The 24,560-nt window shown below is 58.7% G+C and carries 21 protein-coding genes and 1 pseudogene; 5 read left to right on the top strand and 17 right to left on the bottom strand.

What is annotated here, in order from left to right; genetic code table 11:
• Window positions 1–37 precede the first annotated feature (37 nt).
• Window positions 38–832 (top strand): inositol monophosphatase family protein, encoded by a 795-nt coding sequence (locus VDP61_RS06465; RefSeq protein ID WP_323006130.1) that lies wholly within the window; start codon window positions 38–40, stop codon window positions 830–832.
• Window positions 833–1,082: 250 nt separating this feature from the next.
• Here the strand turns inward: VDP61_RS06465 and VDP61_RS06470 are convergent, their stop codons facing one another.
• From VDP61_RS06470 to VDP61_RS06480, 3 genes are all read right to left on the bottom strand, one after another.
• A complete protein-coding gene (locus tag VDP61_RS06470) occupies window positions 1,083–1,511 on the bottom strand; it encodes a VOC family protein (RefSeq protein WP_323006131.1) in 429 nt (142 codons plus the stop codon).
• 94 nt (window positions 1,512–1,605) lie between these two features.
• A complete protein-coding gene (locus tag VDP61_RS06475; RefSeq protein ID WP_323006132.1) occupies window positions 1,606–3,024 on the bottom strand; it encodes a surface lipoprotein assembly modifier in 1,419 nt (472 codons plus the stop codon).
• A complete protein-coding gene (locus VDP61_RS06480; protein ID WP_323006133.1) occupies window positions 3,008–3,988 on the bottom strand; it encodes a hypothetical protein in 981 nt (326 codons plus the stop codon). The genes VDP61_RS06475 and VDP61_RS06480 overlap by 17 nt, the downstream gene beginning before the upstream one ends.
• Window positions 3,989–4,247: 259 nt before the next feature.
• On the opposite strand from VDP61_RS06480, the gene thyX reads away from it, so the two are divergent.
• On the top strand, window positions 4,248–5,168 hold the full coding sequence (gene thyX, locus VDP61_RS06485) for an FAD-dependent thymidylate synthase (protein ID WP_323006134.1): 921 nt from the start codon (window positions 4,248–4,250) through the stop codon (window positions 5,166–5,168).
• A 325-nt stretch (window positions 5,169–5,493) separates the two neighbouring features.
• Here the strand turns inward: thyX and VDP61_RS06490 are convergent, their stop codons facing one another.
• The 8 genes and pseudogenes from VDP61_RS06490 to VDP61_RS06525 form a co-directional block, all read right to left on the bottom strand.
• A complete protein-coding gene (locus VDP61_RS06490) occupies window positions 5,494–6,090 on the bottom strand; it encodes a glutathione S-transferase (protein WP_323006165.1) in 597 nt (198 codons plus the stop codon).
• 248 nt (window positions 6,091–6,338) lie between these two features.
• A pseudogene (locus VDP61_RS06495) lies at window positions 6,339–7,677 on the bottom strand (glutamine synthetase family protein).
• Between the two features lie 3 nt (window positions 7,678–7,680).
• Complete coding sequence (locus VDP61_RS06500; RefSeq protein WP_323006135.1) at window positions 7,681–8,508, bottom strand: ABC transporter permease; 828 nt, start codon at window positions 8,506–8,508, stop codon at window positions 7,681–7,683.
• Window positions 8,505–9,386, bottom strand: coding sequence for an ABC transporter permease (locus tag VDP61_RS06505; RefSeq protein ID WP_323006136.1), 882 nt, complete (start codon window positions 9,384–9,386; stop codon window positions 8,505–8,507). The genes VDP61_RS06500 and VDP61_RS06505 overlap by 4 nt, the downstream gene beginning before the upstream one ends.
• 66 nt (window positions 9,387–9,452) lie before the next feature.
• Window positions 9,453–10,175, bottom strand: a complete 723-nt coding sequence (locus VDP61_RS06510) for a transporter substrate-binding domain-containing protein (protein WP_323006137.1) — start codon at window positions 10,173–10,175, stop codon at window positions 9,453–9,455.
• Window positions 10,176–10,217: 42 nt separating this feature from the next.
• Complete coding sequence (locus VDP61_RS06515; RefSeq protein ID WP_323006166.1) at window positions 10,218–10,967, bottom strand: amino acid ABC transporter ATP-binding protein; 750 nt, start codon at window positions 10,965–10,967, stop codon at window positions 10,218–10,220.
• Window positions 10,968–11,137: 170 nt separating this feature from the next.
• A complete protein-coding gene (locus tag VDP61_RS06520) occupies window positions 11,138–11,842 on the bottom strand; it encodes a phosphate/phosphite/phosphonate ABC transporter substrate-binding protein (RefSeq protein ID WP_323006138.1) in 705 nt (234 codons plus the stop codon).
• Between the two features lie 69 nt (window positions 11,843–11,911).
• Window positions 11,912–12,349 carry a TerB family tellurite resistance protein gene (locus tag VDP61_RS06525; RefSeq protein WP_323006139.1) on the bottom strand — a complete coding sequence of 146 codons (438 nt, stop codon included), beginning with the start codon at window positions 12,347–12,349 and terminating at the stop codon, window positions 11,912–11,914.
• 149 nt (window positions 12,350–12,498) lie between these two features.
• On the opposite strand from VDP61_RS06525, the gene dprA reads away from it, so the two are divergent.
• From dprA to VDP61_RS06540, 3 genes are all read left to right on the top strand, one after another.
• Window positions 12,499–13,674, top strand: a complete 1,176-nt coding sequence (gene dprA / locus VDP61_RS06530) for a DNA-processing protein DprA (protein ID WP_323006140.1) — start codon at window positions 12,499–12,501, stop codon at window positions 13,672–13,674.
• A gap of 310 nt (window positions 13,675–13,984) precedes the next feature.
• Entirely contained in the window at window positions 13,985–16,759 is a 2,775-nt protein-coding gene (gene topA, locus VDP61_RS06535; protein ID WP_323006141.1) for a type I DNA topoisomerase, read from the top strand.
• A 327-nt stretch (window positions 16,760–17,086) separates the two neighbouring features.
• A complete protein-coding gene (locus VDP61_RS06540) occupies window positions 17,087–19,585 on the top strand; it encodes an FAD-dependent oxidoreductase (RefSeq protein ID WP_323006142.1) in 2,499 nt (832 codons plus the stop codon).
• 292 nt (window positions 19,586–19,877) lie between these two features.
• Here the strand turns inward: VDP61_RS06540 and VDP61_RS06545 are convergent, their stop codons facing one another.
• The 6 genes from VDP61_RS06545 to VDP61_RS06570 form a co-directional block, all read right to left on the bottom strand.
• Window positions 19,878–20,633 (bottom strand): GH25 family lysozyme, encoded by a 756-nt coding sequence (locus tag VDP61_RS06545; RefSeq protein WP_416236496.1) that lies wholly within the window; start codon window positions 20,631–20,633, stop codon window positions 19,878–19,880.
• Between the two features lie 164 nt (window positions 20,634–20,797).
• Entirely contained in the window at window positions 20,798–20,974 is a 177-nt protein-coding gene (locus VDP61_RS06550) for a hypothetical protein (protein WP_323006144.1), read from the bottom strand.
• Between the two features lie 65 nt (window positions 20,975–21,039).
• Window positions 21,040–21,498 (bottom strand): hypothetical protein, encoded by a 459-nt coding sequence (locus VDP61_RS06555; RefSeq protein ID WP_323006145.1) that lies wholly within the window; start codon window positions 21,496–21,498, stop codon window positions 21,040–21,042.
• A 69-nt stretch (window positions 21,499–21,567) separates the two neighbouring features.
• Window positions 21,568–21,909 (bottom strand): carboxymuconolactone decarboxylase family protein, encoded by a 342-nt coding sequence (locus VDP61_RS06560; protein ID WP_323006146.1) that lies wholly within the window; start codon window positions 21,907–21,909, stop codon window positions 21,568–21,570.
• Between the two features lie 307 nt (window positions 21,910–22,216).
• The gene (locus VDP61_RS06565; protein ID WP_323006147.1) at window positions 22,217–23,293 is read right to left on the bottom strand and encodes an FAD-binding oxidoreductase; all 1,077 of its coding nucleotides are present in this window, start codon (window positions 23,291–23,293) and stop codon (window positions 22,217–22,219) included.
• A 173-nt stretch (window positions 23,294–23,466) separates the two neighbouring features.
• Window positions 23,467–24,558, bottom strand: a complete 1,092-nt coding sequence (locus VDP61_RS06570; RefSeq protein WP_323006148.1) for a BMP family ABC transporter substrate-binding protein — start codon at window positions 24,556–24,558, stop codon at window positions 23,467–23,469.
• Window positions 24,559–24,560: the final 2 nt, after the last annotated feature.

Here is a 24,560-nt window from a genome sequence, read left to right on the forward strand (position 1 = left end):
GGTAGCGCGGGTGGGTTCTTTCTTGGGGGAAACCACGATGCTGTCCGAAACTGAAATTGCCGACATCCGCGCAACCGCAGCAGAGTTGGCGGATGCCGCGCGTGTGGCCACATTGGCGCATTTTCGCAAACCCGGCCTGATGGCGGATACCAAAGAGACAACGCATTTCGACCCGGTTACGGAGGCCGACCGCGCCTCTGAACGGGCGATGCGCGATATTTTGGCCCGCCGCCGGCCGCAAGATGGCATTTTGGGAGAAGAATTCGGCCCGACGCAAGGCAGTTCGGGCCTGAATTGGGTGCTTGATCCAATTGACGGCACGCGTGGCTATCTGTCGGGAACGCCGACCTGGGGGGTGCTGATTTCCATCGCGGATGAAACTGGCCCGCTCTTTGGCATCATTGATCAGCCGTATATTCAAGAACGCTTTGAGGGCGGCTTTGGCAGGGCCACGGTCACTGGCCCGATGGGGGTAACGGCGTTGGCGTGTCGTGCGCCGCGTGAATTGTCGCAAGCGATTATGCTTTCCACCTTTCCCGAAGTGGGCAATCCCGAGGAAAGCGCCGCCTTTCAGCGGGTGGTGCCAAAGCTGCGCTTGGTACGCTATGGGATGGATTGTTATGGCTATGCGCTGCTTGCTGCCGGTCAGGTTGATCTTGTGATTGAGGCAGGGCTGCAAACCTATGACGTGCAAGCCCCGATTGCTGTCATTGAAGCTGCAGGCGGCATTGTGACCAATTGGCAAGGCGGTTCTGCGCATCAGGGGGGGCGCGTGCTTGCGGCCGCGAACCCAGCCGTGCACGCGGCTGCAATGGCGCTGCTGAACGGTTGAGCGTTTCTGACATGAAGGGCCAATATCTTCGCGCCTCGTGTTTTTGAGGGGGCGAAGATATTGGCTAGGCGATTGGCTTTCAGCGGTTGCCTGCAAACACGGTCACGTCAGATCACACGGTCAAGGGGCATTGGCGCCCCGACAGCTTGAAATCACTGTGCATCCGGGGCCGTGCAATCCGTTTTGGGGTGACCAAATTTTCTTGCGGTTTCATTGCGAAACCAAAGATGAATTGCAGGCCAAGACCAGTTTACCAATGGCCGATGTTGGGTGCGCTTAGCCATGGTTCTGCCGGGGGCAGGGCATCGCCGGCCTGTAACAACTCTATCGACACATTGTCCGGGCTGCGTATGAACGCCATTTTTCCATCACGCGGCGGGCGGTTTATAACCACGCCATTGGCCGCCAGATGGGCGCAGGTTTCATGAATATTATCCACCGCATAGGCTAAATGGCCAAAATGGCGGCTGTCGCTGGGCAGGCCTTCATCGCCATCCCAGTTATAGGTCAGCTCTACCGGGCAGTCGGGCTGATCCGGGGGCGCCATGAATATAAGCGAAAACCGGCCCTTCTCGCTGTCATGGCGCTTGGTTTCAACCAATCCCAGCAGCTTGTAAAAGGCGATGGATTTTTCCAGATCCAAGACGCGGACCATGGTGTGCAGATATTTTATTGTCATGCTTTTGCTCCTGTAAGGTGCCGGAGTATAGGCCATATTTCAGCAAAGGCGAGGTTTGTCGTAGGTATGGGGGGCCGGTGCGCGGCGGTCTGCCCTAGAATTTGGATGCAAGGCCAATGACGACAGAGGATTCCTGCGCTTCAAACCGGCTTACGTTTGACTGGGTGCGCTGATGCCGCAGGCGCAAGACCGGGGCGAATCCGGCATAGCTGGTGTCATTGAATTGAAGCTGCATTTCTGCAAAGCCAGATGTATCGTTTCTGCCGCCGGGCACGGCAATGCCGATCAGGGAATAGCCGTTGTACTGGCTTTTTTGCACCCCAAGTGTCGCGCTTAAACTTACCGGCCCGATGGATTCGGCCAGCGTATAGTCAAGCTGTACACCGACCATCGTGCTGGAGCGGCCCATGTTTGCCGTATCAAACCGGCCCGTCAGCGCGCTTGCCGCGACCAGATCCTGATTTCCAAGCTGATAAAGCAGGGTGCTGCGTAGCGAAACGCTGCGATCCCCCCGTTTGCCGCCTTGCCCGGACCGTTGCTCGATATTCAGCCCGCTATTTACAAGCATATCCGAGGCAAGCGGCATCCTGTGCCCAAAATGCAAGCCCAAAAAGCTGTAATCACCGCCGCCCTGATAGGTTTGCCGACCGGCGTTTCCCCCCAGGCTGAACTGATGTTTGCTGTTTTCGGGTCGCCAATCTTGCTGCAAGGAAACCGCGACCCGGCCAGAGCCAAACCCCGGATCGCCGCCCAGCCGGGTCTTTTCAGCCGTGCCAAGATGCACCCGACGCGTAAAAACCTCAAGCCCCAGGGTCGTTTCATGGCTTTTGCCTTGGGAAATGCGGTAGCCAAGTGCGACGGCGGTATCGACAACCACGCCTTTGACCGCCTGCGCATCCTGACTTAGGATGCCAACAAGGGGCAGGCCGTCAATTATGTTATACTGACCAGAACTGCCGTTGTTCACGTTATCCGAAGGCCGCGCAGAAAAGGCGAGGGCCACGCGCCACGGGTTGTGGGCCTTTACCGCGCGAAATTGCGCAACAGAGGTGTTTTTGCGCGCCTCATCCGGGGCCGCCTCGGCTGATTTGCGCAGCCACCATTGTGATGTGGTCAAAGCGCCGCGCCGAAAGGCAAGATCGGCGGCCAGATGGGCTGACTGATAGGTTTGCTCGGGTGTTTCGGCATAGCGGTAAGATTGCTTTGCCGCAGCCTCTGCCTCTTTTATGCGGTTCAATTTCATCAACCCGTTGGCCATCAGAAAATGCGCATAACTATCCGTCGGGTCTTGTTCCAGCAAAGCGGTTGCCATTCTGGCGGCAATATCGGGGCGACCAAGCTGCATGGCTTGCAACCCCATCTGGCGCACCTGATCGGGGCTGAAGGCTATAACCCGTTCAGCGGGGGCAGGCTGTGCCAAGGCGACAGGCCCGGCCAAGAGCGCTGGCACAGCGCCAAGCGCCAGCACCCCTGCGACAAGGCGGGCACGCCTGGTTTTATGGCGCTGTGCCAAGGCAATCCCCGCCGGCCGTTGCCGTCAGTCCGCATTGGTCAAGCACAAAGACCCCGCGTTCCAGCGCGTCGGTAATTGGAGTACCGGTCTTGTCGTAGATTGTATCAAGCTGCAAGGCACCTGCGATGCTTGACCCATTTGCACCACCAACGATGCCCCCATACGTGCCAACCTTGGTTTTTACCACTTCGCGCTCTGCTGTGCCGGTGAATGTACCGTTGGCGATGATGTCACTTTTAACCAACACGACGTTTTGAAGCTCAACTCCGGACCCACTGTCGTAGACTGCGCTGCTGGGGTCGTTGGTGATGGCAAGGTCAACCACTTTGCGGTTCTTGACGATGCCATTGACCACGTTATCGGCAAAGTTTGCGTTCATGAAGACGTCACCCTGTACCCGCGCCGCTTGTTTGGGGGCTTCTGTTGCGGCGGTGGGGCGACCGGGCGGAATTGGCAAAAGCGCAGTGCCGACACTGCCACCATTCAACAGGCCCGCGTATTTGCCCTTGTAGGAAACCTGCCCGGTTCCGGGGCCGCTGGCGGTTGCTGGCGGTGGGGTGTAGCCATCTTTGCGAGCATAAATGGCACCGCTGAAAACCCGGTTGAATTGGCCACCGTCGCCGGCAACGACGGCCCTGACCGATTTATCCGCACTGCTGGCGGCAAGGCCAATGAACAACCGGTCAAGCGGATCTTCCTGCCTTTTGAATGCACGGTATCCGGGGATATCAAGGCTGGGTTCAAGCTGCCAGCTTGCGTTGACGGGGGTTGTGTCCAGCGCCGAGATTGCAACCAGTAGCGTGTCAGCCGCACCGTTCTCTCCGGGCACGATAACGGCAGTTTTCAGATTGTACTTCAGCGCATCCGGAATGACAATTCCGGTATCGGTGGGGGGGGCAGTCGTGCTGCCACCTGCAACGACGTCAGGACGTAATGAATCCCCGCCACATGCAGAAACGGCCATTACAAGCGCCAGAGGCGCCAAGGAATTCAGTTTCATTTTGACCACTCGATTGCCTGTTTTTCATGAACAATGCGTGTGAAGACGCATTTTTGTCAATCTGTACATAGGGTTCCGTGCCAAAGTTGATGCAAAAAGGTCGCGCCGATTTTCCCGCATTCACGTCCACTACTTGCCCATGCCGCCGTATCTGGCCATACCTAGTTGTGCTGCTGCACAACACCCCATAGATATGGGGCAAACCCCAGCTTATGAGGCCGCCATGCCCCTATCCCCTGACCAGCTTGCTGAAATCTCTGCCCAACGCGCGACGCCGAAACCGACGCTGCGGGCCGTGTCCGAAGGGATGGAGGCGCATCTTTATCTTGCGCATGAGGTGCTTGATCACGGCTTCATCCGGGTCATCGACTACATGGGGGATGATGCCGCCATCGTACAGGCCGCCCGTGTCAGCTATGGTGCCGGAACCAAACATGTTTCCAACGATGAGGGCCTTATCCGCTATCTGATGCGGCATTGGCATTCCACCCCGTTCGAGATGTGCGAAATCAAGCTGCACGTCAAATTGCCGGTCTTTGTCGCCCGCCAATGGATCCGCCACCGGACCGCGAATGTGAACGAATACTCTGCCCGCTACTCGATCCTTGATCGCGAATTTTATATTCCCGCGCCCGATCAGTTGGCGGCGCAATCGGTGGTGAACAACCAGGGCCGCGGCGCTGTGTTGGAGGGCGAAGAAGCTGCCCGCGTGCTGGAAATGCTTAAACGCGATTCGAATGCGGCCTATGACCATTATGAGGCGATGCTGAGCCAGACCCAGCCTGATGGAACCCCTCAGCAAGGCCTCGCCCGTGAGTTGGCCCGCATGAACCTGCCCGCCAATATCTATACTCAATGGTATTGGAAGACCGACCTGCACAATCTCTTCCACTTTTTGCGCCTGCGCGCCGACGCCCATGCCCAGTATGAAATCCGCGTCTATGCCGATGCGATCTGCAAAGTTGTCGCTGACTGGGTGCCTATCGCCTTTGCGGCGTTTGAGGATTACCGGATGGGCGGCGCGACCCTAAGCGGCAAAGCGATTGACTGCGTGCGGCGAATGTTGAAGGGCGAAGATGTGACCCAGGAAAATTCCGGGATGAGCAAGGGCGAATGGCGAGAATTCATGGGTGTGCTTGGCTGAGTAGTCCCGCCAGGGATTGCCAGTCAGTGCAGCCGTGAAAACACAAAAAGGCACTGCTGCCCGGTAGCGCATGCGGTAAGGGCATGAAAAACCGCACAGGCTTGGCCGTGTTGCAAATGCGCCGTGCAACATTCTGCGGGGCTATGTGCTAGACGCACCGGCCGATTTTGCTGTTGTTCTGGCTATGGATGCCGCCGGGGTGTGCTGAAGCAAGACACCAGGGCACTGGCTGGGCCGGCAAAGCCACCCATTGCCCGATTGGGGGGGGTGTTGGCTCTGCTTAAAGCGTTTTGCGCGTTTGCGCCGGGGTTGAACGGGGAATAGCTCAAGGCGGCTGCCATAGCGGGCGCTTCTTCATCACCTCCGAAAAACGGTCAGAGGCCAGGAAATGCGCCAGCCATGCTTGCACTTTCGGCAGGGCTTGCGCATCAAACCACGGCTTGTCAATAAACGCAAACTGCCGCACAAAGGGCAGTAACGCAAAATCGGCAAGGCTTGGTTGATCAAAAATCCAAAGGTCCAGCACCGCTTCCAGTTCCTCAAGAAATGCCATGGCCTCGGCGCGCGCCACCGCTACCTTGGCGGCGTCAAACCGGCTGGCGTATTTGACCTGGTCGAGCGCGGCCTTGAAGGGCCCATCCGCCCGCGAAATCCAGCCCCACCCCGCCTTTGGCATCTTCAGCCAACCGTCTGGATCATGCTGGTTCAGGGCCCAAATCATCACGTCAAGGCTTTCATCAATCACGCCATCGCGCGTCACCAGACAAGGTACAGTTCCGCTGGGCGAGACCGCCAGAAATGCCGCCGGTTTCTCGCGCAGCAAAATATCGCGCAACTCCACCTGCACACCAGAAACAGCAACCGCCAGCCGTGCCCGTATTGCATAGGGGCAGCGACGAAAAGAATAGAGGATCGGGGGCATTGCTGCCATGTCTTGCCTGAAACTGTCGATCTCCAATTTCCCCCTCACAAAAGCAGTTTATCGCGTCTGTCCCGGTTAGAGAACGCGCTTGCTGAACGCGTTTGCCGGTATGAGGGCCGCTTTTTCGGGCCGCTACGGCTAGCGTATGTGCCTGGACCTTGCCCTGCAAGCCCCGCACAGATCCAATATCTATACAGGGCAAATTTCAGGCAAATTTTAACTGGCAGTCAGTCCTTGGCAATGCCTGATCACACCGTATCCAGATACAGCTCCAACTGTTCCTCGGCGCTCAATTCCGCCAGATAATGCATTTCCTGACGCTTTGTCAGGGCATAATTGCGGATCAGATCCCGGCTGAAAATCCGCGGCATGATCTTGGATTTCTCAAAGGCTTCAATCGCGGCGCCCCAGTCGGTCGGAATCTGATCCAGCCCTTCCTGAGAATAGGCGTTGCCAGTGATCGGGGCGGGCGGCTCGATTGCATCCTCTATCCCGTTCAGGGCCGCGCCCAGAATGACTGCCAGCATCAGATAGGGGTTCACATCCCCCCCCCGCGACCCGGTGTTCAATCCGCCGCGCAGACGGTGAGCCTGCCGGTATGCGGATCGCAGCTGTGCGGTTTTCATACCCCCAACAGGTAACGGTCGGGGCGTGGGCATCGGGCACCAGGCGCTCATAGCTGTTGCCATGCGGGGCAAACAGCAGCGTTGAATCATTCATCGCGTCCAGGCACCCCGCCACCGCATGGCGCAGCGCGGCTGTCCCTTTGGGCCCGCCGGAATCAAAGATGTTTTCGCCCTTTTCATCCAGAATCGAGAAGTGGGTATGCAAGCCCGAGCCCGAATATTCCGGGTAAGGTTTGGCCATGAACGAGGCCGCAAACCCATGCCGCCGCGCCAGCCCTTTGACCAGCATCTTGAACAGCCAGGCATCATCCGCCGCCCGTAACGCATCATCACAATGCATCAGATTGACCTCAAACTGCCCGAGGCCGGTTTCGGATGTCGAGGTGTCGGCGGGGATATCCATTGCCTCGCAGGCGTCATAAAGATCGGTAAAGAACGTATCAAACGCATCCAACGCCCGGATAGACAGGGTTTCGGCCGCCTTCCTGCGCTTGCCTGATCGGGGCGACGCGGGCACTTGCATCTTTTTGCCACTATCGTCGATCAGAAAAAATTCAAGCTCCATCGCGCAAACCGGGGTCAATCCGCGTGCCTTGTACCGTGCGACAACCGCCGCCAAAGCCTGCCTTGGGTCGCCGTCATAGGGCTGACCATTTTCGCGAAACATCCAGATTGGCAGCAATGCTGTCGGCGCCTCTAGCCAGGGCATCGGCATGAAGCCGCGCTCGGTCGGTTTCAAGACCCCGTCTGCGTCACCCTGTTCAAAGACCAGGGGGCTGTCATCAATGTCTTCGCCCCAGATATCAAGGTTCAGCACGGAAAACGGAAACCTGATCCCGTCTTTCACGGCCTTGTCAGCAAACCGCGAGGGAATACGCTTGCCCCGTGCCTGCCCATTCAGATCGGCCGCCGCCACACGAATCGTGCGGACTTCGGGATGTTTGCGCAGCCAGTCTTTCATATTTCACCTGATGATTTGCGGGCGCACTTTCAGTTTGCTCCGCTCGTTTGATGGCAAGTGCCGGTTTAGCCGCCGATTCACCGCGCCAAAGACCCAGATCAGCGTCAGGGTCAGCAAGATGAAGTAAAAGGCGACGATAGGGTAGGGAATGAAGGGGTTAAAGGTCTTATCCACGAAATAGCTGGCGTAATAAAGCGCGTCAGCCTCTTGTCGAAATGCCGGAAAGCCAGAGAAGAAGACCAGCGTTGTCGCATGAAACAGAAAAATCGCCTCATTGGTATAGGAAGGCCAGGCCAACCGCAGCATGGTTGGCCATTGAATGCGGGCAAATCGGGACCAGCCGGAAATGCCATAGGCATCGGCCGCCTCCAGATCACCCTTGGGGATAGAGCGCAGCGCCCCATAGAAAATCTCGGCCGAATAGGCGGCTGTATTCAGAAACAATACAATCAGCGCCCCGGCCCAGGCCTTTGACAGCCAACTGATCTGCGCCGTCAGGCCAAAGATTTCAATCCCATTGCGCGGCAGCAAAACCAGTGCCTCATAGGCCAGAAAAAACTGGATGAACAAGGGCGAGCCGCGAAACACAAAGATGAACCATTCGGCGGGTTTGCGGGCAATGGCATAGCGCGATGATTTGGCCAGCGCCAACGCATTGGCGAATAAAAACCCGAAGAACAGCGCGAGGATGCCAAAATAGACATTCCAGATCAGGCCCGAGCCTATCAGGGTGAACTGCTGGCACAGCGTAATATCGGCCTTGGGCAGCAAACGCTCACCCACGCCCACCGACCGCAGGCCATAATCGGCAATGGTTTGCAGGCAGCTCATACGGCGGCCTTTCGTTGCGCTTCACCGGCGGCGGTGGCCTGTCCGTGGCTCAATCGGGCCTGGACCCGGGTTAACACCACCTCGGACAGTTTGGTCATCACCAGATAAAATACCAGCAGCCCCAAGAAGTAATACAAGCGCCAATCAGGGTGCGGATAGGCATAGGCGCTGGTTTTCGCGCCGCCCAATTCGCGCGCCCAATAGACGATATCTTGCACCCCCAGCAAAAACAGCAAAGGTGTCGCCTTGATCAGAATCATCCAAAGATTTGACAGGCCGGGCAGGGCGTAGACCCACATCTGCGGCACCAGTACCCGGCGAAAAACCTGGGCGTGGGTCATGCCATAAGCCTCGGCTGTCTCTAACTGCGCCCGAGGTACAGCCTGCATCGCGCCATATAGCACGTTCGAGGCAAAGGCCCCGAACACCAATGCAAAGGTCACAACCGCCAGCGCAAAGCCATAGACCGAATGCCAAAGCTGCGGGGCCGAGTTTTGCGGCACTTTCGCCTGTGGGCAAACCCGAAACTCCAGCCCGTTGCGAATTGGTTCAATCCAGTCCGGGCAGCGCACCTGATGTACCATCCATTCGATGCCCTGATCCAAGGCAATGACAAAGAACAGGAAAAACACGATGTCCGGCACACCGCGCACCATGGCGGTATAGCCCTTGCCAATGATCCGCAGCGGTAAATGATGCGAGCGTGCCAGCATTGCCCCGCCAAAGCCAAAGCCCAAGGATACGGGCGCCGTTACCGCCAAGAGGGTTAGCACGGTTACAAATGACCAATAGAAATCAAGGTGCTTACCCGTGGTCAGGTAACACCGCAGCCAGGACAGGCCGGAAAGGGTTGAAGGATCGGCGCAGCTTGAAAACATGAAAATCCAGTTGCGGCAGCGCTGGCCTTTTGGTGAAAAAAGGCGGCGCTGCCGCGGTCAGCGTTTTCAGAAGGTGATGGCGTCTTCGCCAAACCACTTCTTGATCAAAACGTTCAGCGAACCATCGGCCTTCATGGCTGTGATTCCCTCGTTGAGCTTGGCTTGCAACTCGGTATCTGACTGGCGCAGGCCAATCCCGATACCGTCGCCCAAGGCAACGTCATCACCGATAAAGGCAAATTGCCCGCCTGATTCTGCCTGAATGGGGGCCAGATAATCCTTATCGGCGAATACGGCGTCGGCCTCGCCGTTGCGAACGGCGGCAACGGTTTCATCCGGGGTGGCAAATTCTACCAGGGTTGCACCGCTTGCGGCGACATGCGCGGCCTGAATTGTTCCGGTTTGTGCGGCAACAATGGCTGTTGTCAGATCAACATCCGCCGACAACCCGATATAGGCGCTGGCCGCTGGCGGAAAGTAGTTCTGGGTAAAGGCCAGCACTTGCTTGCGCTCATCCGTGATGCTCATGCCTGCGATGATGGTGTCATAGTTGCCGGACTGAAGGTTGGGGATGATGCTGTCCCAATCGGTGGTCACCCACTCACAGGTCAGCTTGGCGCGGGCGCAAAGCTCATCCCCGACTTCACGCTCAAACCCGTCAACCACACCGGCATCATTGATGAAGTTGTAGGGGGGGTATGCGCCCTCGGTTCCCATGCGCACGGTATCGGCAAATGTTGCGCCAGCGGTCAGCGCAAGCAGTGCAGTCGTCAAGATCAGCTTTTTCATTGGATTCTCCCTGTCGTAAAGCTTTTGATGGTTCTTTGTGCCTCAGCCGCCCGCAGAAAGGAAGCCACGCAAACGCTGTGTCTGCGGGTTTCCAAACACGGCCTCGGGCGGGCCTTCTTCTTCGGTGCGACCCTGGTGCAAGAACACCACATGATCCGACACATCGGCCGCAAGCCGCATGTCATGCGTGACCAGCAGCATGGTGCGGCCCTCCTCGGCCAAGGCCTTGATAACCTTGATAACCTCTTGCTCCAATTCGGGGTCGAGTGCCGAAGTCGGTTCGTCAAACAGCAAGGCGCGGGGTTCCATGCACAGCGCGCGGGCAATCGCCGCACGTTGTTGCTGCCCACCAGACAGCATCGCAGGCCAAGCATCGGCCTTGTCGCCAATTCCGACCTTGTCCAGATAATGCCGCGCCTTTTCCTCTACCTCGGCCGGGTCGCGCCGCAATACGGTCACCGGGGCCTCCATCACGTTTTGCAGAATCGTCATGTGGGACCACAGGTTGAATTGCTGAAACACCATGGACAGGTTGGTTCGGATGCGCGTCACCTGCGCCCGGTCAGCGGGGTGACGGTTCAGCCCCACGCCGCGCCACTGGACCGCCTCGCCCTCAAACTTGATGACACCTTGCTGGCTGTCTTCCAACAGATTGCAGCACCGCAACAGCGTCGATTTACCCGAGCCGGATGAACCGATCAGCGAAATCACATGCCCTTTGGGGGCCACCATGTCGATGCCCTTCAGCACCTCAAGCTGACCATAGCTTTTATGTAGATCCCTGATCTCAATGACGGGGGCCTCCGGGTCAAGTACCGCATCAGCGGCTTGTGGGGCGGCGGGGGTGGCTGCTAGCGTCACGAATTCTCACTTTGGCGATTGGTTCGCGCAAATTAGGGCGCATAATTTGGGCCTTTGCAACGGGGTTTGTGGCAAAGCGTGGCGTCAAAGGGCCGATTTGTTCACGCTGCGCTGCCGTTTTGGCAAGGCGAGGGCGGATTTTCTACCGCCAGATAGGCGCTTGCAGGAATGGCAACCAAACCTTGCAGCCCCAGAATCACCCGCACTGTCCGGGGAAGCTGCGCGATGACCTGCGTGACCACATCAAACAGCACTTTGGCAGGGCCGTTGGCGGCGGTTATCAGCGGCAGGCCGGGGGTGGGTGGGGTTTGGGCGATCACGCGCAGCCCTTGCATTTGAGGATCGAGTCGCTGCAATTGCCGCCAGGTTATAGCATCAACGGCGCCCAAATCAGCGCGGCCTTCGATGATTGCCTGTGCTGTGGCCCGGTGCGCCCCGGTTTTCAGCCCCGTTGGAAACCTCAGGCCAAGATGGGCCGCATGGGTTTGTGGTGCCGCCCAACCCGATTGTGACATTGCCTCATTGTAAGCCAGGCAAACCCCGTCAAACGCAGCCAGTGCCCCACCATCACCGCGCGGGTCATTGTGCCGGATGATGAAATAGCTGCAATACTCACCCGGCGCGCAGCCTTCGACCCCAAAATCAGGCGTGCCAACCAACGTGACATTCGGGTGCAGGCGCGCCCGAAACGGGTATCCGCAGGTTTGGGCCAGCAACAGGTCAGGCGATTGCCAGATATCCCAAGGGTCGATGCCGCGTGTCAGTGCCGGGGGGGGCGGCGATTTGATGCGCCCGCAGCCCGTCACGAACCCGGGCCCACAAGGTATCATTCGCAGCGATCAGATCGTCAAAATCATACATCGGCAGCGCGGCAATCATGCCTTTGCGGCCCTTTGCCGCGCAAGCGCCGATTGCTGATCGGTCAGGCCCAAAAGGCTGATGACAAGCCGCATGAGCTGATCTTCTTCAGGGCTGCGGCTGTTGTCTGCCAGGGCTACAGACCATAGCGCCTGCGCCAGATCGGTGCGGTCGTCCAAAGCCGTGGCCTCTTTGATGGCACGGGTAAAGCGCACGGTATCGGGCGCCTCTTGTTCCAGCAGCTCGGCCTCGGCGCGCATCGCGCTGGCGCCGTCGGGGGCCAACCCATGCCGCCTGGCCAGAATTTTATCTATGCGGGCCATTTCAACGGCGGCATAATCGCCATCGGCGCGCGCAAGCCGTACCAGCAAGGCGGCCAAGGCCAAATCAGCATCTGTGTCTGGCAAACGATCGGGGGACGGGGCCATCAAGCGGCGAAGCAATGTATCAAACATCGGGTGAATATAGGCGCTTCGCCCCCGACTGCCAATCACGAGATGCACAGGCCCGGAAAAATTATCGCAGACAAGAGATTCCCGGATTTGTTCACGGCCCGTTAACTTCGATTGGTGAAAGCTGGCCTCTGATCAACGGAAAGCGCCCAATGGATTCGGACCTTTTTAATCACGCCCGCGCCGCCACCGCAGACCTGTCAGCGGACCAGCGCCTGGATTGGTTACGACTGATACGGTCACGCCGGGTGGGGGCGGTTACCTTTCATCGGCTTTTGGCGGAACATGGCAGCGCCGGGGCCGCCTTGGCGGCATTGCCCGAAATTGCCGCTGCGGCCGGGGTCAAGGATTACGCGCTTTGTCCCGTGGATGTGGCCCATCATGAAATGTCCCTGGCGCGGATTGCCGGTGCCAAAATGATCTGCTGGGGTGAGGCGCGCTATCCCGAAGCGCTTTATGACCTGGGCGATGCGCCGCCCGTGCTTTGGGCCATCGGCGATGCGGCCCTGCTGAACCGGCCAAGCGTGGCGATGGTCGGGGCGCGAAATGCATCCAGCCTCGGGGTGCGCATGGCAAGCCGGCTGGCGGAAACCTTGGGTGAAAAGGGCTTTGTCGTGGTGTCGGGCCTGGCAAGGGGAATTGATGCGGCGGCGCATAAGGCGGCGCTGGCATTGGGAACTGTGGCGGTGCAGGCGGGCGGTGTCGATGTGATCTACCCCGAAGAAAATGCGTTGCTTGCCAGAGAGATCGGCGAAAAAGGCTGCCGGATATCCGAGCAACCAATGGGCCTTGCGCCACAAGCCCGCCATTTCCCCATGCGCAACCGTCTGGTGTCGGGGCTGTCGCGGGCCGTGGTGGTGGTCGAGGCGGCGGCGCGGTCTGGCAGCTTGATCACGGCGCGCAATGCGCTGGATCAAGGCCGCGATGTGTTGGCGGTGCCTGGACATCCCTTTGATGCCCGCGCCGCAGGGTGCAACCTGCTGATCCGCGATGGTGCCATTTTGGTGCGCAACTCCTCTGACGTGATCGAGGCAATTGGCACAGGCATGCCGGATTTGCGCCGACCCATTGTCCACCACCCGGAAAGGCAACCCGACCCGATACCAACAGCCTTGCCGGGGCCAACGCCCGCCCGCCGCGCCCTGGCCGATATCTCGCAGCTGCACAGCCAAATCCTTGCCCGACTTGGCCCCAGCCCCTTGGCCGAAGATCAGTTGATCCGAGATCTGGCAATGCCCTCTGCGCATATCGCATCCGAACTGTTGACGCTGGAGTTGGAGGGCAAGGTGCGGCGGCAAGCCGGCGGCCTGCTGTCACGCGTGGATTGAGCGGCATTGCCTTGTACCCAAAGGGGTTTGCCCGCAACTCAGGGCCTGCAAGCCATCTGGGATGGGTGCCTTTTGCGTTGGGTCGCGCCTATCTGCCGCAAGCGCGAACAGTTTGCTTGAAGTGACCGGCCAATCCGCCAGAAGAAACGGCGTTTCCGAAGGTTGATGCGCCGGGCCCCCTTGAACTGTCCGATAAAAAAGGCAATCACGTCAAGGGCTTTGGGAAAGAGTCAAGGCTCCATTGACATTGGCGTCCATTCACCCACATCTTGCCCCGCCACCAATCGGTCTGATTTGAGAAGAGGTTTTTATGGCTGTTGTCGTTGTCGAGTCCCCGGCCAAGGCCAAAACAATCAATAAATATCTTGGATCCAACTACACGGTTCTGGCGTCATTCGGGCATGTTCGTGATTTGCCACCCAAGGATGGTTCGGTTGATCCCGAAGACGAATTCGCGATGAAATGGGAAGTCGCCGCTGACAGTAAAAAGCATATCAAAGCGATTGCCGAGGCGCTGAAATCTGACAATGAACTGATTCTCGCGACCGACCCTGATCGTGAGGGCGAGGCGATTTCATGGCATCTGCAAGAGGCGCTGGCCAAAAGCATCAAGAAAGATACCAAGGTCAGCCGCGTCACCTTCAATGCGATCACCAAATCGGCTGTGACCGAGGCGATGAAGAACCCGCGCCAGATTGATGTGCCGCTGGTTGATGCCTATCTGGCGCGTCGGGCCTTGGACTATCTGGTTGGGTTTACACTGTCGCCGGTGCTGTGGCGCAAGCTGCCCGGCGCGAAATCGGCGGGGCGGGTGCAATCGGTTTGCCTGCGCTTGATCGTAGAGCGCGAGATGGAGATCGAGGCATTCCGCCCGCGTGAGTTTTGGGGCGTGAATGCAAGGTTTCAAACGCCAAGGGGCCAGGACTATGATGCCCGGCTGACGGTTCTTGGTGGCAAGAAGCTGGATAAATTCGACATTTCAAATGTCGAGGCCGCAGATTTGGCGGTTCAGGCTGTCACCTCCCGTGCCATGACGGTGCAATCGGTCGAGGCAAAACCAGCAGCCCGCAACCCCTCGGCGCCGTTCATGACCTCAACCTTGCAGCAAGAGGCAAGCCGCAAGTTTGGCATGGGGGCCAAGCAATGTATGGGGGCAGCCCAACGCCTGTATGAGGCGGGCCATATCACCTATATGCGGACCGATGGCATTGACATGGCCCCCGAGGCGATCACGGCTGCACGCGCGGCCATCGCAGCGCGATACGGTGACAAATACGTTCCCGACAGCCCGCGCGTCTATAAAAACAAGGCCAAGAACGCGCAAGAGGCGCATGAATGTATCCGCCCGACCGACATGGACAAAGCGGCAGATGATCTGCGCCTCGAAGGCGAGCAGAAAAAGCTGTATGATCTGATTTGGAAACGCACCATTGCCAGCCAGATGGCGGCGGCGCGGCTGGAGCGAACGACGGTCGACGTGGGCAGCGCTGACGGCCAGGTGGTGCTGCGGGCCACTGGCCAGGTCGTGCTGTTTGACGGCTTCCTGAAGCTGTATGAGGAAGGTCGCGACGATGAGGACAGCGACGAAGGCCGCCTGCCGCAAATCATGCAGGGCGAGGCCGCGGCTTTCGTGGCGGGTGCCTTTTCTGACGCGTTTGCCAAGGCTGCGGCTGCGGCTGACGATGTGATCGAAAGCTCGGCCAGGCGGGTGGCTTCGGCCGTGACCAACACAGGCCAGTCAGTTTTGGGCGCACAACATTTCACCCAACCGCCGCCGCGCTATACCGAAGCGACTTTGGTAAAGCGGATGGAGGAATTGGGCATCGGGCGCCCGTCAACCTATGCGTCGATTCTGACAACGATTGTGGACCGTGAATATGTTCGCAAAGATAAGAACCGGCTGTTTCCAGAGGATAAAGGGCGCTTGGTGACGGCGTTCCTGTCAAATTATTTCCGCAAATATGTGGAATATGATTTTACCGCGGATTTGGAGGGGCAGCTTGATGATGTCTCGGCAGGCGAGCGGGATTACAAAGAGGTTCTGGCCCGGTTCTGGCGCGATTTTTCGGCGGCAATCGCGGAAACGGCTGATCTGCGGATCGGAGAAGTGCTGACCAAGATCGACGAATTTCTGTCTCCGCATCTCTACCCACCGCGGGCTGACGGGTCAGACCCCAAGGTGTGCCCGGTGTGCGGCGAGGGGCGTTTGCATCTGAAAACCGCGCGCTCGGGGGGGGCGTTTATTGGCTGCGGCAACTACCCCGAATGTCGCTATACCCGCCCGATTTCGGTGGCGGGCGGCGAGGAAGGGGCAGCGATTTCACCCGATGGGCAGGTTTTGGGCGTCGATGACATGGGCGAGCAGATCAGCCTGCGAACCGGCCGCTTTGGCCCCTATGTTCAGCGCGGCGAGGCAACCGAGGAGGTTCCGAAACCCCCGCGGGCGAGCCTGCCAAAGGGCTGGGGGCCGGAGGCGATGACGCTGGAAAAGGCGCTGACCTTGCTATCCTTGCCGCGTCAGATTGGCCCGCACCCCGAGGATGGTGAAATGGTCGAGGCTGCGATTGGCCGCTATGGGCCCTATGTGAAGCATAACAAAACCTACGCGAATCTGCCCGATGTGGAAGAGGTTTTCACCATCGGGATGAACCGGGCGGTAGAGGTTTTGGCGAATAAATATTCCAAGGCGCGGGTTGTGGCAGAGCCGATCAAGGATTTGGGCGACCATCCCGACGGTGGCGCAATGGCTGTGATGCCGGGGCGGTATGGGCCGTATATAAAATGGGGCAAGATCAACGCCACCGTGCCAAAAGATGTTGAGCCCGCCGAGGTTTCGGTAGAGCAGGCCCTGGAATTGCTGGCCGAGCGGGCCGCAAAAACGGGAACGAAAAAGAAAGCACCTGCCAAGAAGGCTGCGGCGAAAAAGCCTGCTGCGGCGGCCCCCGCCAAGAAACCGGCGGCAAAAAAAGCCCCGGCCAAGAAGCCTGCGGAAAAAAAAGCCCCGGCGAAAAAGCCTGCGGAAAAAAAGGCCCCCGCCAAGAAACCGGCGGCGAAAAAACCGGCGGCCAAGAAAACCGCAGAGTAGGGCTGTGCCTCTCTGCCTTTGGTTTGATACCACCCGAATGTGACGGGCCCCCATTGCCTGGGGCCGGGTTGGAATTCAGCATCCCGGCAGCCTTCAACCGCTATTCGGCGGTTGTCGTTGCGGCTTGACCAGCCCCGCGCGGTCGTCGCGGTACTGGGGCCAAACATGCTGCCAAGGCCGGTGATGCCCTGACTTTCATCACCGGCGCGCCACAATCGCTTCTTGCCGCTGCCAGATGTCGTTTTTATCTGCCAATGGTCGGGGCATATTGCCCCTTTACCCAGAAATAAGGCATGAATACGCAAAATCGCGTCAGGGAGTCGCCGAATGAAAACTCATGTCAAAGCTTTGGTCGTCGGCGGTGGTGCCGTGGGTAACGGCATCGCCTATCACCTTGCCAAGGCTGGGTGGGATACGATGCTGGTTGAACGCGATGAGCTTACCTCTGGCTCTACCTGGCACGCGGCGGGCCTGTTGCCGCTGTTCAATATGGGCTATGCCACCACCCATATCCACAAATACTCGGTCGATTTCTATAAATCGCTTGAGGCGGAAACCGGTTTGAACGCAGGTTTCGCGGTCGTCGGCAATCTGCGCATGGCGCAGCATCAGGCGCGGATGGATGAGTATATGCTCTACTCTGCCGTGGCCGAATCTGCCGATGTCCACCATGAATTCATGACCCCCGCGCAGATCAAGGAGCGCTGGCCACTGGTTCGCACCGATGACCTGATTGGCGCGCTGTTTCACCCGCAAGACGGCTATATCAACCCTGCCGATGTCACCCAGGCCATGGCCAAAGGTGCGCGCCAGCATGGTGCGGTGATCGAGCGGAAAATTCAGGTTGATGGCTACCGCTGGACCGGCTCTGAGTGGATCGTGACTTGTACGCGGATGGTCGATAAGGGCGGCAATCTGATTGCCTCGGACGAAACCTTTGAAATCCACGCCGAACATGTTGTCACAGCCACCGGCAACCACGCCCAACGCACGGCAAACCTGCTTGGCATCAAAATCCCTGCGATTCCCGTTGAACATCAGTTCATCGTCACCGAACCCGACCCGATGCTGGTGGAGTACCGCAAGAACAACCCCGAGCATCCGGTGTTGCGCGATGCCGATGCCAAATGGTACGTTCGCGAAGAGCGCGGCGGCTGGATCCTTGGGCCCTATGAGAAAGGCGCGCCGGCCCGTTTTGAATACGGTGTTCCCGACAGTTTCCGCGCCGATCTGTTCCCGCTGAATCTGGAACGGATCGAGCAGGAATACATGGATTTCATCCACCGGCTGCCCAGTTCCGAAACCGTCGGCCTGAAAGACGATTTCAACGGCCCGATCTGCTACACACCCGATGGCAACCCGCTGGTCGGCCCCGTTCCCGGCCTGCGCAATATGTGGATTGCCGAGGGCTTTAGTTTTGGTATCACGGCGGCAGGTGGCACCGGCTATTACCTCGCCCAGTTGATGACGCAAGGCGAAGCCGAGATTGACATGGCGAGCCTTGACCCTCGCCGTTATGCGTCGTGGATGACCACCGAATATGCTGCCCGCAAGAATGAGGAATGTTACGACCATGTCTTCATCCTGCATCACCCTGATGAGGAACGCCCCGCCTGTCGCCCCCTGCGCACCACGCCGGTTTATGACAAGCAAATCGCCCTTGGCGCACAGATGGGCCAGGTTAACGGCTGGGAACGCCCGAACTATTACGGCCCGCTGAACGCCCCCGAAAACTTTGACCACGACGGCCGCTCTTTCCGCCGTGGCATCTGGTGGCAATATGCAAAGGCCGAGGCCGAGGCGCTGCGTGAAACCGCGGGCCTGATCGACGCGTCAGCCTTTACCAAACACAGCGTACGGGGGCCGGGGGCCACGGCGTTCCTTGATTGGTTCACCTGTAATAAACTGCCCAGCATCGGCCGCATCAACCTGACCTATGCGCTAACGCCCACCGGCACCACCCGCACCGAATATACCATCGTGCGCAACGGGGCCGACGATTACTATCTCGTTTCGGCTGGCGCATGGACCGCCTATGACGCCGACTATATGCGCAAATCGGCGCAGGATTTCACCGCCAATGGTGGCGGCCATGTCGAAATCAACGATGTTACCACGCAATGGGGTGTTTTTGCACTGGCAGGCCCCAACGCCCGCAAAATCCTGCGCGAAGTCGTCAAGGATGCCGACCCGGACACGGTTTTGTCGAACAAACGCTTCCCGTGGTTGACCGCCCGCAAACTGGAACTGGGCATGTGCCCGGTCAACGCCATCCGCGTGGCCTATACCGGCGAACTCGGCTGGGAATTGCACCACCCGATTGAAATGAACCGCTACCTGTGGGACTTGCTGCTCAAGGCTGGTGAGGCGCACGGCATGAAGCTGGTCGGTGCCCGTGCCCAAAACTGGCTGCGTCAGGAAAAATCCTACCGTGCCTTTGGCACCGAACTGGGCCGCGATGCCACGCCGATGGAGGCGGGCCTGGACCGATTCATCGACCTGTCCAAGGATTTTCAGGGCAAGCAGGCAATGTTGGATACCGGTATCCGCGCCAAATGCGTAACCGTGCTGATCGACGGGCCAGAGGACGCCGACCCATGGGGCAAAGAAGCGATCTTTGTGGACGGCAAAAAAGTTGGCCGTCTTACCTCGGGCGGCTGGTCGGTTGCCTTCAACAAACAAATCGGCATGGGCTATGTCTCTCCCGATCTGGCGGCTGTAGGCACCCGGTTGAAGGTAAAGATGCTGTTGCAGGAATGGGACGCTGTGGTGGTTGAAGACAGCCCGTTCGATCCTGCCAATGAGCGAATCCGGATCAACGGGTAAAGCCTGAAAACCCAAACAACGGCCCCGCGTGCGCGTGGGGCCGTTGTTTATGCTGGCCGCGGGTTTTTACCCTTGAAGGGCGGTTTCGAGCCCTTCGCACTTGCCCCGGACCGGTTGGTTCAGCCTGAAATATTCCCAAACGGAACGGATAGCGCGAAGCCAATTCCAAAGCGTTTCGCCTTTGACTTGAAACAAGGCCTGTCACATAACGCGTTGGAATCCTTGATTTCAGGCAGTAATATGTGAGGAAGGCTTTAAGGCGAAACGCTTTGGCTATTCCTTTGTACGCGCCCTACCGCGCCCTGCGCGCCACCCAGTTTTGCCATTCCCCCCGCGAACCCGCAAAAGCATTCACATCCACTTTTCCACGGATGCCCGGCACCAATCCGGTTCCGCTATATTGCCAAAAAACCCAGCTTTGCCCCGGATAGGCCTGCGAAGGATGCCCCGCCACAGACCGCAGCCAGAATTCATATCCTTTCAACTGCCCCAGCTGATTATCGGTATAAAAATCAACCGAGGTGTAGATGATTGGGCGCTGGCCATAATGCTGCTCCAGCGCGTTCATGAAAACCTTTGCCTCAGCCCGCACATGGGCCGCATTGGGCCGGCGTGTACAGGTGGGCGAATGGGCGTTCCATTCCATATCCAGAATCGGGGGAAGTGCCCCCTGCACGCGTGGCACATTTTTGATAAACCACCGGGCCTGCTCGATCGCAGGGCGGCAGAAATAGTAGAAATGATAGGCGCCGCGCGGAATACCTGCCTGACCTGCGGTTTCCCAATAATGTTCAAAGGCGGGGTCAAGAATATCGCCACCCTCGGTCGCCTTGAAAAACGCGAATGAAACCCCGTTGGCGCGGGCTGTTTGCCAGTCAATCTCACCCTGCCAGCGCGAGGCATCAATGCCGTGCACGGGATAGGAAGCCGGGTTTCGCCCTGCCCATTCATGCGGATTGGCGTCGCTGAAATGCGGCGCGTTTACCGTCACCGCGACCTGATCGCGCGATCGGTCGCGCGGCTTTTCGTGCTGGCTGGCGCAGCCCATCAAAACCAACGCAGCAACCCCCAGACCACCCAATACCCGCACAACACCACCCGCAAAAAGAGAAAACGCCAAAAAAGGGCCCGGTTGACAATCTGTCAGCCGGGCCGCGTTTTGTCATCAGTCAATCTGGCCTTGATCCCGGCCCATAAATCCGGGGCGCGGGGTTACATCTTGCCGAAATCAGCCACGCTCAGCACCCCATCACCGTTGCGGTCAACTTGGCCGAACACGGTTTTGGTGGCTGCAACAAACTCTTCCAGCGTCACCTCACCATTGCCGTCGGCATCGTTGAAGCCGGGCGTCAGCGAAGCGTGGATGGCCTGACCGGGCCCCTGGCCCATGCCTGCCGCCGGGCCAGGGTGGGGGTGATGTTTTGGGCCAGTGGGTGTGAGTGGTGGGTGAATTTTTATGAAGACGGGTATGGGATATAGAAAGAATTTCTGAGAGGGATGGATCGGAAATGGGTATATGAGGGAGGAATGTGTGGGTATGGGGGGGTTGATGGCTGATGGGGGGAAAGGGCAAAAGAAGGGGAGAGAAAAGGAGGGGGAAAGGGGGGGGAAGGGGGAAGGGGGATGGGTTGGAATGGATTCGCGGGCCCCCACCGGGTTGAGAAAATAATAATCTCGGCCTCCAGATGCTCCGCTATGGTGGCCCATTCGGTCGCATCCAGAATGCCATCTTCGCTCTGATCAAACATGACGAAAACCTCGGCGCGTTTTTCTTCGGCTTCGGCAAGGGTGACCTGGCCATCGCCATTCATATCCCATTGCTCAATGAAATAGCCGCCGGGGCTACCCTGCTGGGCAAAGGCAAGCCCGGCACTCAAAGCAAGCGCGGTGGTAACTAAAAACAAGGCTTTCATGCGTGACCCCTATCGTTGAATACGTCTATGGTCGAACGATACCTCACGGTTTTTCCGTCGTGCTGCGGGTCAGCTTTCGCCAAAAAGATCATCCCAGGCGGCCAGCGCCTTGGCGGCATACATCAGCGATGGGCCCCCCCCCATCTGCACGGCCATGCCCAACACATCCCCCAATTCTTCGCGGGTGCCACCGGCCTTGCCCAAGGCCTCAACGTGAAAGCCGATGCAAGCCTCGCAGCGATCCGCGATGGCGATGCCGAGGGCAACAAATTCAAGCGTTTTGATATCAAGAACCTGCGCCTCTTTGGCGGCTTTTGACAGGACCCCAAAGCCTTTGGCAATTTCGGGGATGGTGCGGTTCATCACACGCAGCTTGTCGCGCATATCTGCGTTCTTGGTCTTCCAGTCCATGTCGTGCTCCTGTCATGCGATTGCGCGGTGAGGGTGGCGTGCAAGGCCTGTGCCACCGCAGTTCAGGCTAGGGGTCGCATGCCGCGCCGCCTGATGCCTTGATGCATATCAAGTTATCAGGGCGATCAGCATCGGGGCCTTGGCAGGCATCCCCGCAAGCCGAAGGCCAAAGCCAACGCCCTTCATTTCTGATTGGATCAAGGCTGACTAAGCGTGATTGGAAAACCGCGCGCGCCCGTGATCCGGGGCATGCCGCGCGCAAGTCAGGCCAAGCGGTGCAAGGATGCGGCGGCCGCCCCCTAGCCTGTCATGCGAAACGTGAGGGCGCGAGTGCTGCGATCACATCGGCCTCGATCACGCTGGCGGTGTCGGTCAGCAAATCGGCAGCAAGCTGCGACGCGGCCGGGGCGGATTGAAAGCCATAGCCCCCTTGCCCCGCCAACCAAAAGAACCCCGGCGCCTGCGCGTCAAAGCCGATCACCGGCACCCGGTCAGGCGAAAACGTGCGCAGACCGGCCCAGTTTGCCAGCATCCGGGTCACAGGTTCGGTCACCATTTCCTCATAGCGCGCCAGCCCTTCTGCCAACACCATATCATCGGCAAAGGCATCATGCGGTGTGGTCAGATCCTCTTCGGCGGGCGAGACGATCAGTGCCCCGGCATCAGGTTTGGAATACCAGGTTTCGCCAGCCCCGAAAATCATCGGCCAACGGCTGATATCAAGCCCTCCCGGTGCCGGAATACGCGCCATGGACCGGCGCAGCGGCGTAAAGCCCAAAGGCGTCACCCCGGCCATCCCAGCCACCACATCGGCCCAGGCCCCCGAGGCGTTGATCACGACCCTGGCCGTAAACGCGCCCTGCTGCGTGGTCACGCGCCAGCCCGCGCCGTCGCGGTCAATCGCCAAGACCTCGGCCTTGGTCACAATCTCGGCCCCATGGCTGCGGGCCTGGCGCGCAAAGCCCTGAAGCAAAAGGTCAGTATCAATATCCCAGGCGTGATCGGCCAGGGCCACATGAGCAACCGTTTCAGGATTCAGGATCGGCACGATCTGACGGGCCTGTTCCAGACTTATCTGCTCAAGCGCCATTCCCGCGGAATCCGCGTCAAACGCAGCGCGCTCGTTGGCCTTGGCAACAATCATCATGCCACGCGGGCTCAAAACATCGGGCGCCGAATGAAAATATTCAGACGAGGCAAGCGAGAGGGCAACCACCGGGCCAAGCCCATAGCGCGGCTCATACAGGGCTGCCGATCGGCCTGAGGCGTGATGCGCTAAATTGGCCTCGGCCTCTACCAGTAAAACCTTGCCTGCACTGGCCAATCTTGCGGCACAAGAAACGCCGGCTATTCCGCCGCCGATTATCAGAAAATCATAGTCCATTTTGGCACCTATACAGGGTATTTCGGCCCTTCAGTAAAGAGCCAGAGAGCATGGGCATCGCCTCCCAAGTCATTTTTCGCTTTCTTTTCGGCAAAAATATCCTCGGGGGGTCCGGGGGGCAGACAGCCCCCCGGCGTTGGAACGGTAAACCTCCGCGAGATTGCTAAGGCCGATTACTGCGGAATTTCGGCAGTGATGCCCTCGACATAGAAGTTCATGCCAAGCAAATCACCATCCGGTGCTGTCTGGCCTTCGGTCAACCAGACAGACCCGTCTTGCTTGTTGATCGGCCCAGTGAATGGGTGCAGCGTTCCTGCCGAAATCGCATCGCGGACAGCTTCAGCAGCGGCTTTCACCTCGGCCGAAACCCCGTCGGTGATCTCACCGATCTCCACTTCGCCATCCTTGATCCCTGCCCAGGTGTCAGACTGCGCATAGGTGCCATCCAACATCGCGCCAACCCGCTCGATGTAATAGGGGGCCCAGTTGTCAATGATGGAAGACACGCGCGGGCTTGGTTTATAGGCGGTCATATCCGACGCCTGGCCAAAACCAATCACGCCCGGGGTTTTGGCCGCTTCGGCCAGGGGGGCGGTCGAATCGGTATGGGCAGCGACCACATCCACACCTTGCTCAATCATCGCCTTGGCCGCATCGGCCTCTTTTGCCGGGTCAAACCATGTCAGCGCCCAAACCACCGAAAGCTCGACATCCGGGTTCACCTTTTTGGCGGCAAGGTAATAGGCGTTGACGCCCATGATGACCTCTGGGATGGGGAACGAACCGATATAGCCGATTTTATTCGACTTGGTTGACAGGCCCGCGATTGTGCCCTGAACCGTGCGGCCTTCATAGAACCGCGCGTTATAGGTCGATACGTTCGCATGGTCGCGCTTGAAGCCGGTTGCATGTTCGAACATCACGTTCGGAAACTTGGCTGCAACCTCATTGGTTGCATCCATATAGCCAAACGATGTGGTGAAGATGATGTTGCAACCACCCAGGGCCATCTGGGTCAGCACCCGCGCTGAATCGGCACCTTCCGGCACGTTTTCCTGATAGGTGCTGGCATCGACCTTATCGCCATATTCCGCCTGCAAGGCCAGGCGCCCCTGATCGTGCTGATAGGTCCAGCCGCCATCGCCCACGGGGCCAACATAGACGAAACAGGCCTTTACCTTATCCATCCCGGCCGCATTGGCGCTGCCGCCAAAGGCCAGACCAAGACCAAGCGCTGCGGTCGTCATCATCATTCTGCGGTTCATTA

It is taken from the genome of Pseudorhodobacter sp. (assembly GCF_034675685.1).
Lineage (GTDB): Bacteria > Pseudomonadota > Alphaproteobacteria > Rhodobacterales > Rhodobacteraceae > Pseudorhodobacter.

What these genes read in the sequence shown, in the direction of transcription:
- VDP61_RS06465 (WP_323006130.1), top strand. Translation starts at nt 38, where the DNA reads ATGCTGTCCGAAACTGAAATTGCCGACATCCGCGCAACCGCAGCAGAG.
- VDP61_RS06470 (WP_323006131.1), bottom strand. Translation starts at nt 1,511, where the DNA reads ATGACAATAAAATATCTGCACACCATGGTCCGCGTCTTGGATCTGGAA.
- VDP61_RS06480 (WP_323006133.1), bottom strand. Translation starts at nt 3,988, where the DNA reads ATGGCCGTTTCTGCATGTGGCGGGGATTCATTACGTCCTGACGTCGTT.
- thyX (WP_323006134.1), top strand. Translation starts at nt 4,248, where the DNA reads ATGCCCCTATCCCCTGACCAGCTTGCTGAAATCTCTGCCCAACGCGCG.
- VDP61_RS06490 (WP_323006165.1), bottom strand. Translation starts at nt 6,090, where the DNA reads ATGCCCCCGATCCTCTATTCTTTTCGTCGCTGCCCCTATGCAATACGG.
- VDP61_RS06500 (WP_323006135.1), bottom strand. Translation starts at nt 8,508, where the DNA reads ATGAGCTGCCTGCAAACCATTGCCGATTATGGCCTGCGGTCGGTGGGC.
- VDP61_RS06505 (WP_323006136.1), bottom strand. Translation starts at nt 9,386, where the DNA reads ATGTTTTCAAGCTGCGCCGATCCTTCAACCCTTTCCGGCCTGTCCTGG.
- VDP61_RS06510 (WP_323006137.1), bottom strand. Translation starts at nt 10,175, where the DNA reads ATGAAAAAGCTGATCTTGACGACTGCACTGCTTGCGCTGACCGCTGGC.
- VDP61_RS06525 (WP_323006139.1), bottom strand. Translation starts at nt 12,349, where the DNA reads ATGTTTGATACATTGCTTCGCCGCTTGATGGCCCCGTCCCCCGATCGT.
- dprA (WP_323006140.1), top strand. Translation starts at nt 12,499, where the DNA reads ATGGATTCGGACCTTTTTAATCACGCCCGCGCCGCCACCGCAGACCTG.
- topA (WP_323006141.1), top strand. Translation starts at nt 13,985, where the DNA reads ATGGCTGTTGTCGTTGTCGAGTCCCCGGCCAAGGCCAAAACAATCAAT.
- VDP61_RS06540 (WP_323006142.1), top strand. Translation starts at nt 17,087, where the DNA reads ATGAAAACTCATGTCAAAGCTTTGGTCGTCGGCGGTGGTGCCGTGGGT.
- VDP61_RS06545 (WP_416236496.1), bottom strand. Translation starts at nt 20,633, where the DNA reads ATGGGCTGCGCCAGCCAGCACGAAAAGCCGCGCGACCGATCGCGCGAT.
- VDP61_RS06550 (WP_323006144.1), bottom strand. Translation starts at nt 20,974, where the DNA reads ATGGGCCAGGGGCCCGGTCAGGCCATCCACGCTTCGCTGACGCCCGGC.
- VDP61_RS06555 (WP_323006145.1), bottom strand. Translation starts at nt 21,498, where the DNA reads ATGAAAGCCTTGTTTTTAGTTACCACCGCGCTTGCTTTGAGTGCCGGG.
- VDP61_RS06560 (WP_323006146.1), bottom strand. Translation starts at nt 21,909, where the DNA reads ATGGACTGGAAGACCAAGAACGCAGATATGCGCGACAAGCTGCGTGTG.
- VDP61_RS06565 (WP_323006147.1), bottom strand. Translation starts at nt 23,293, where the DNA reads ATGGACTATGATTTTCTGATAATCGGCGGCGGAATAGCCGGCGTTTCT.
- VDP61_RS06570 (WP_323006148.1), bottom strand. Translation starts at nt 24,558, where the DNA reads ATGAACCGCAGAATGATGATGACGACCGCAGCGCTTGGTCTTGGTCTG.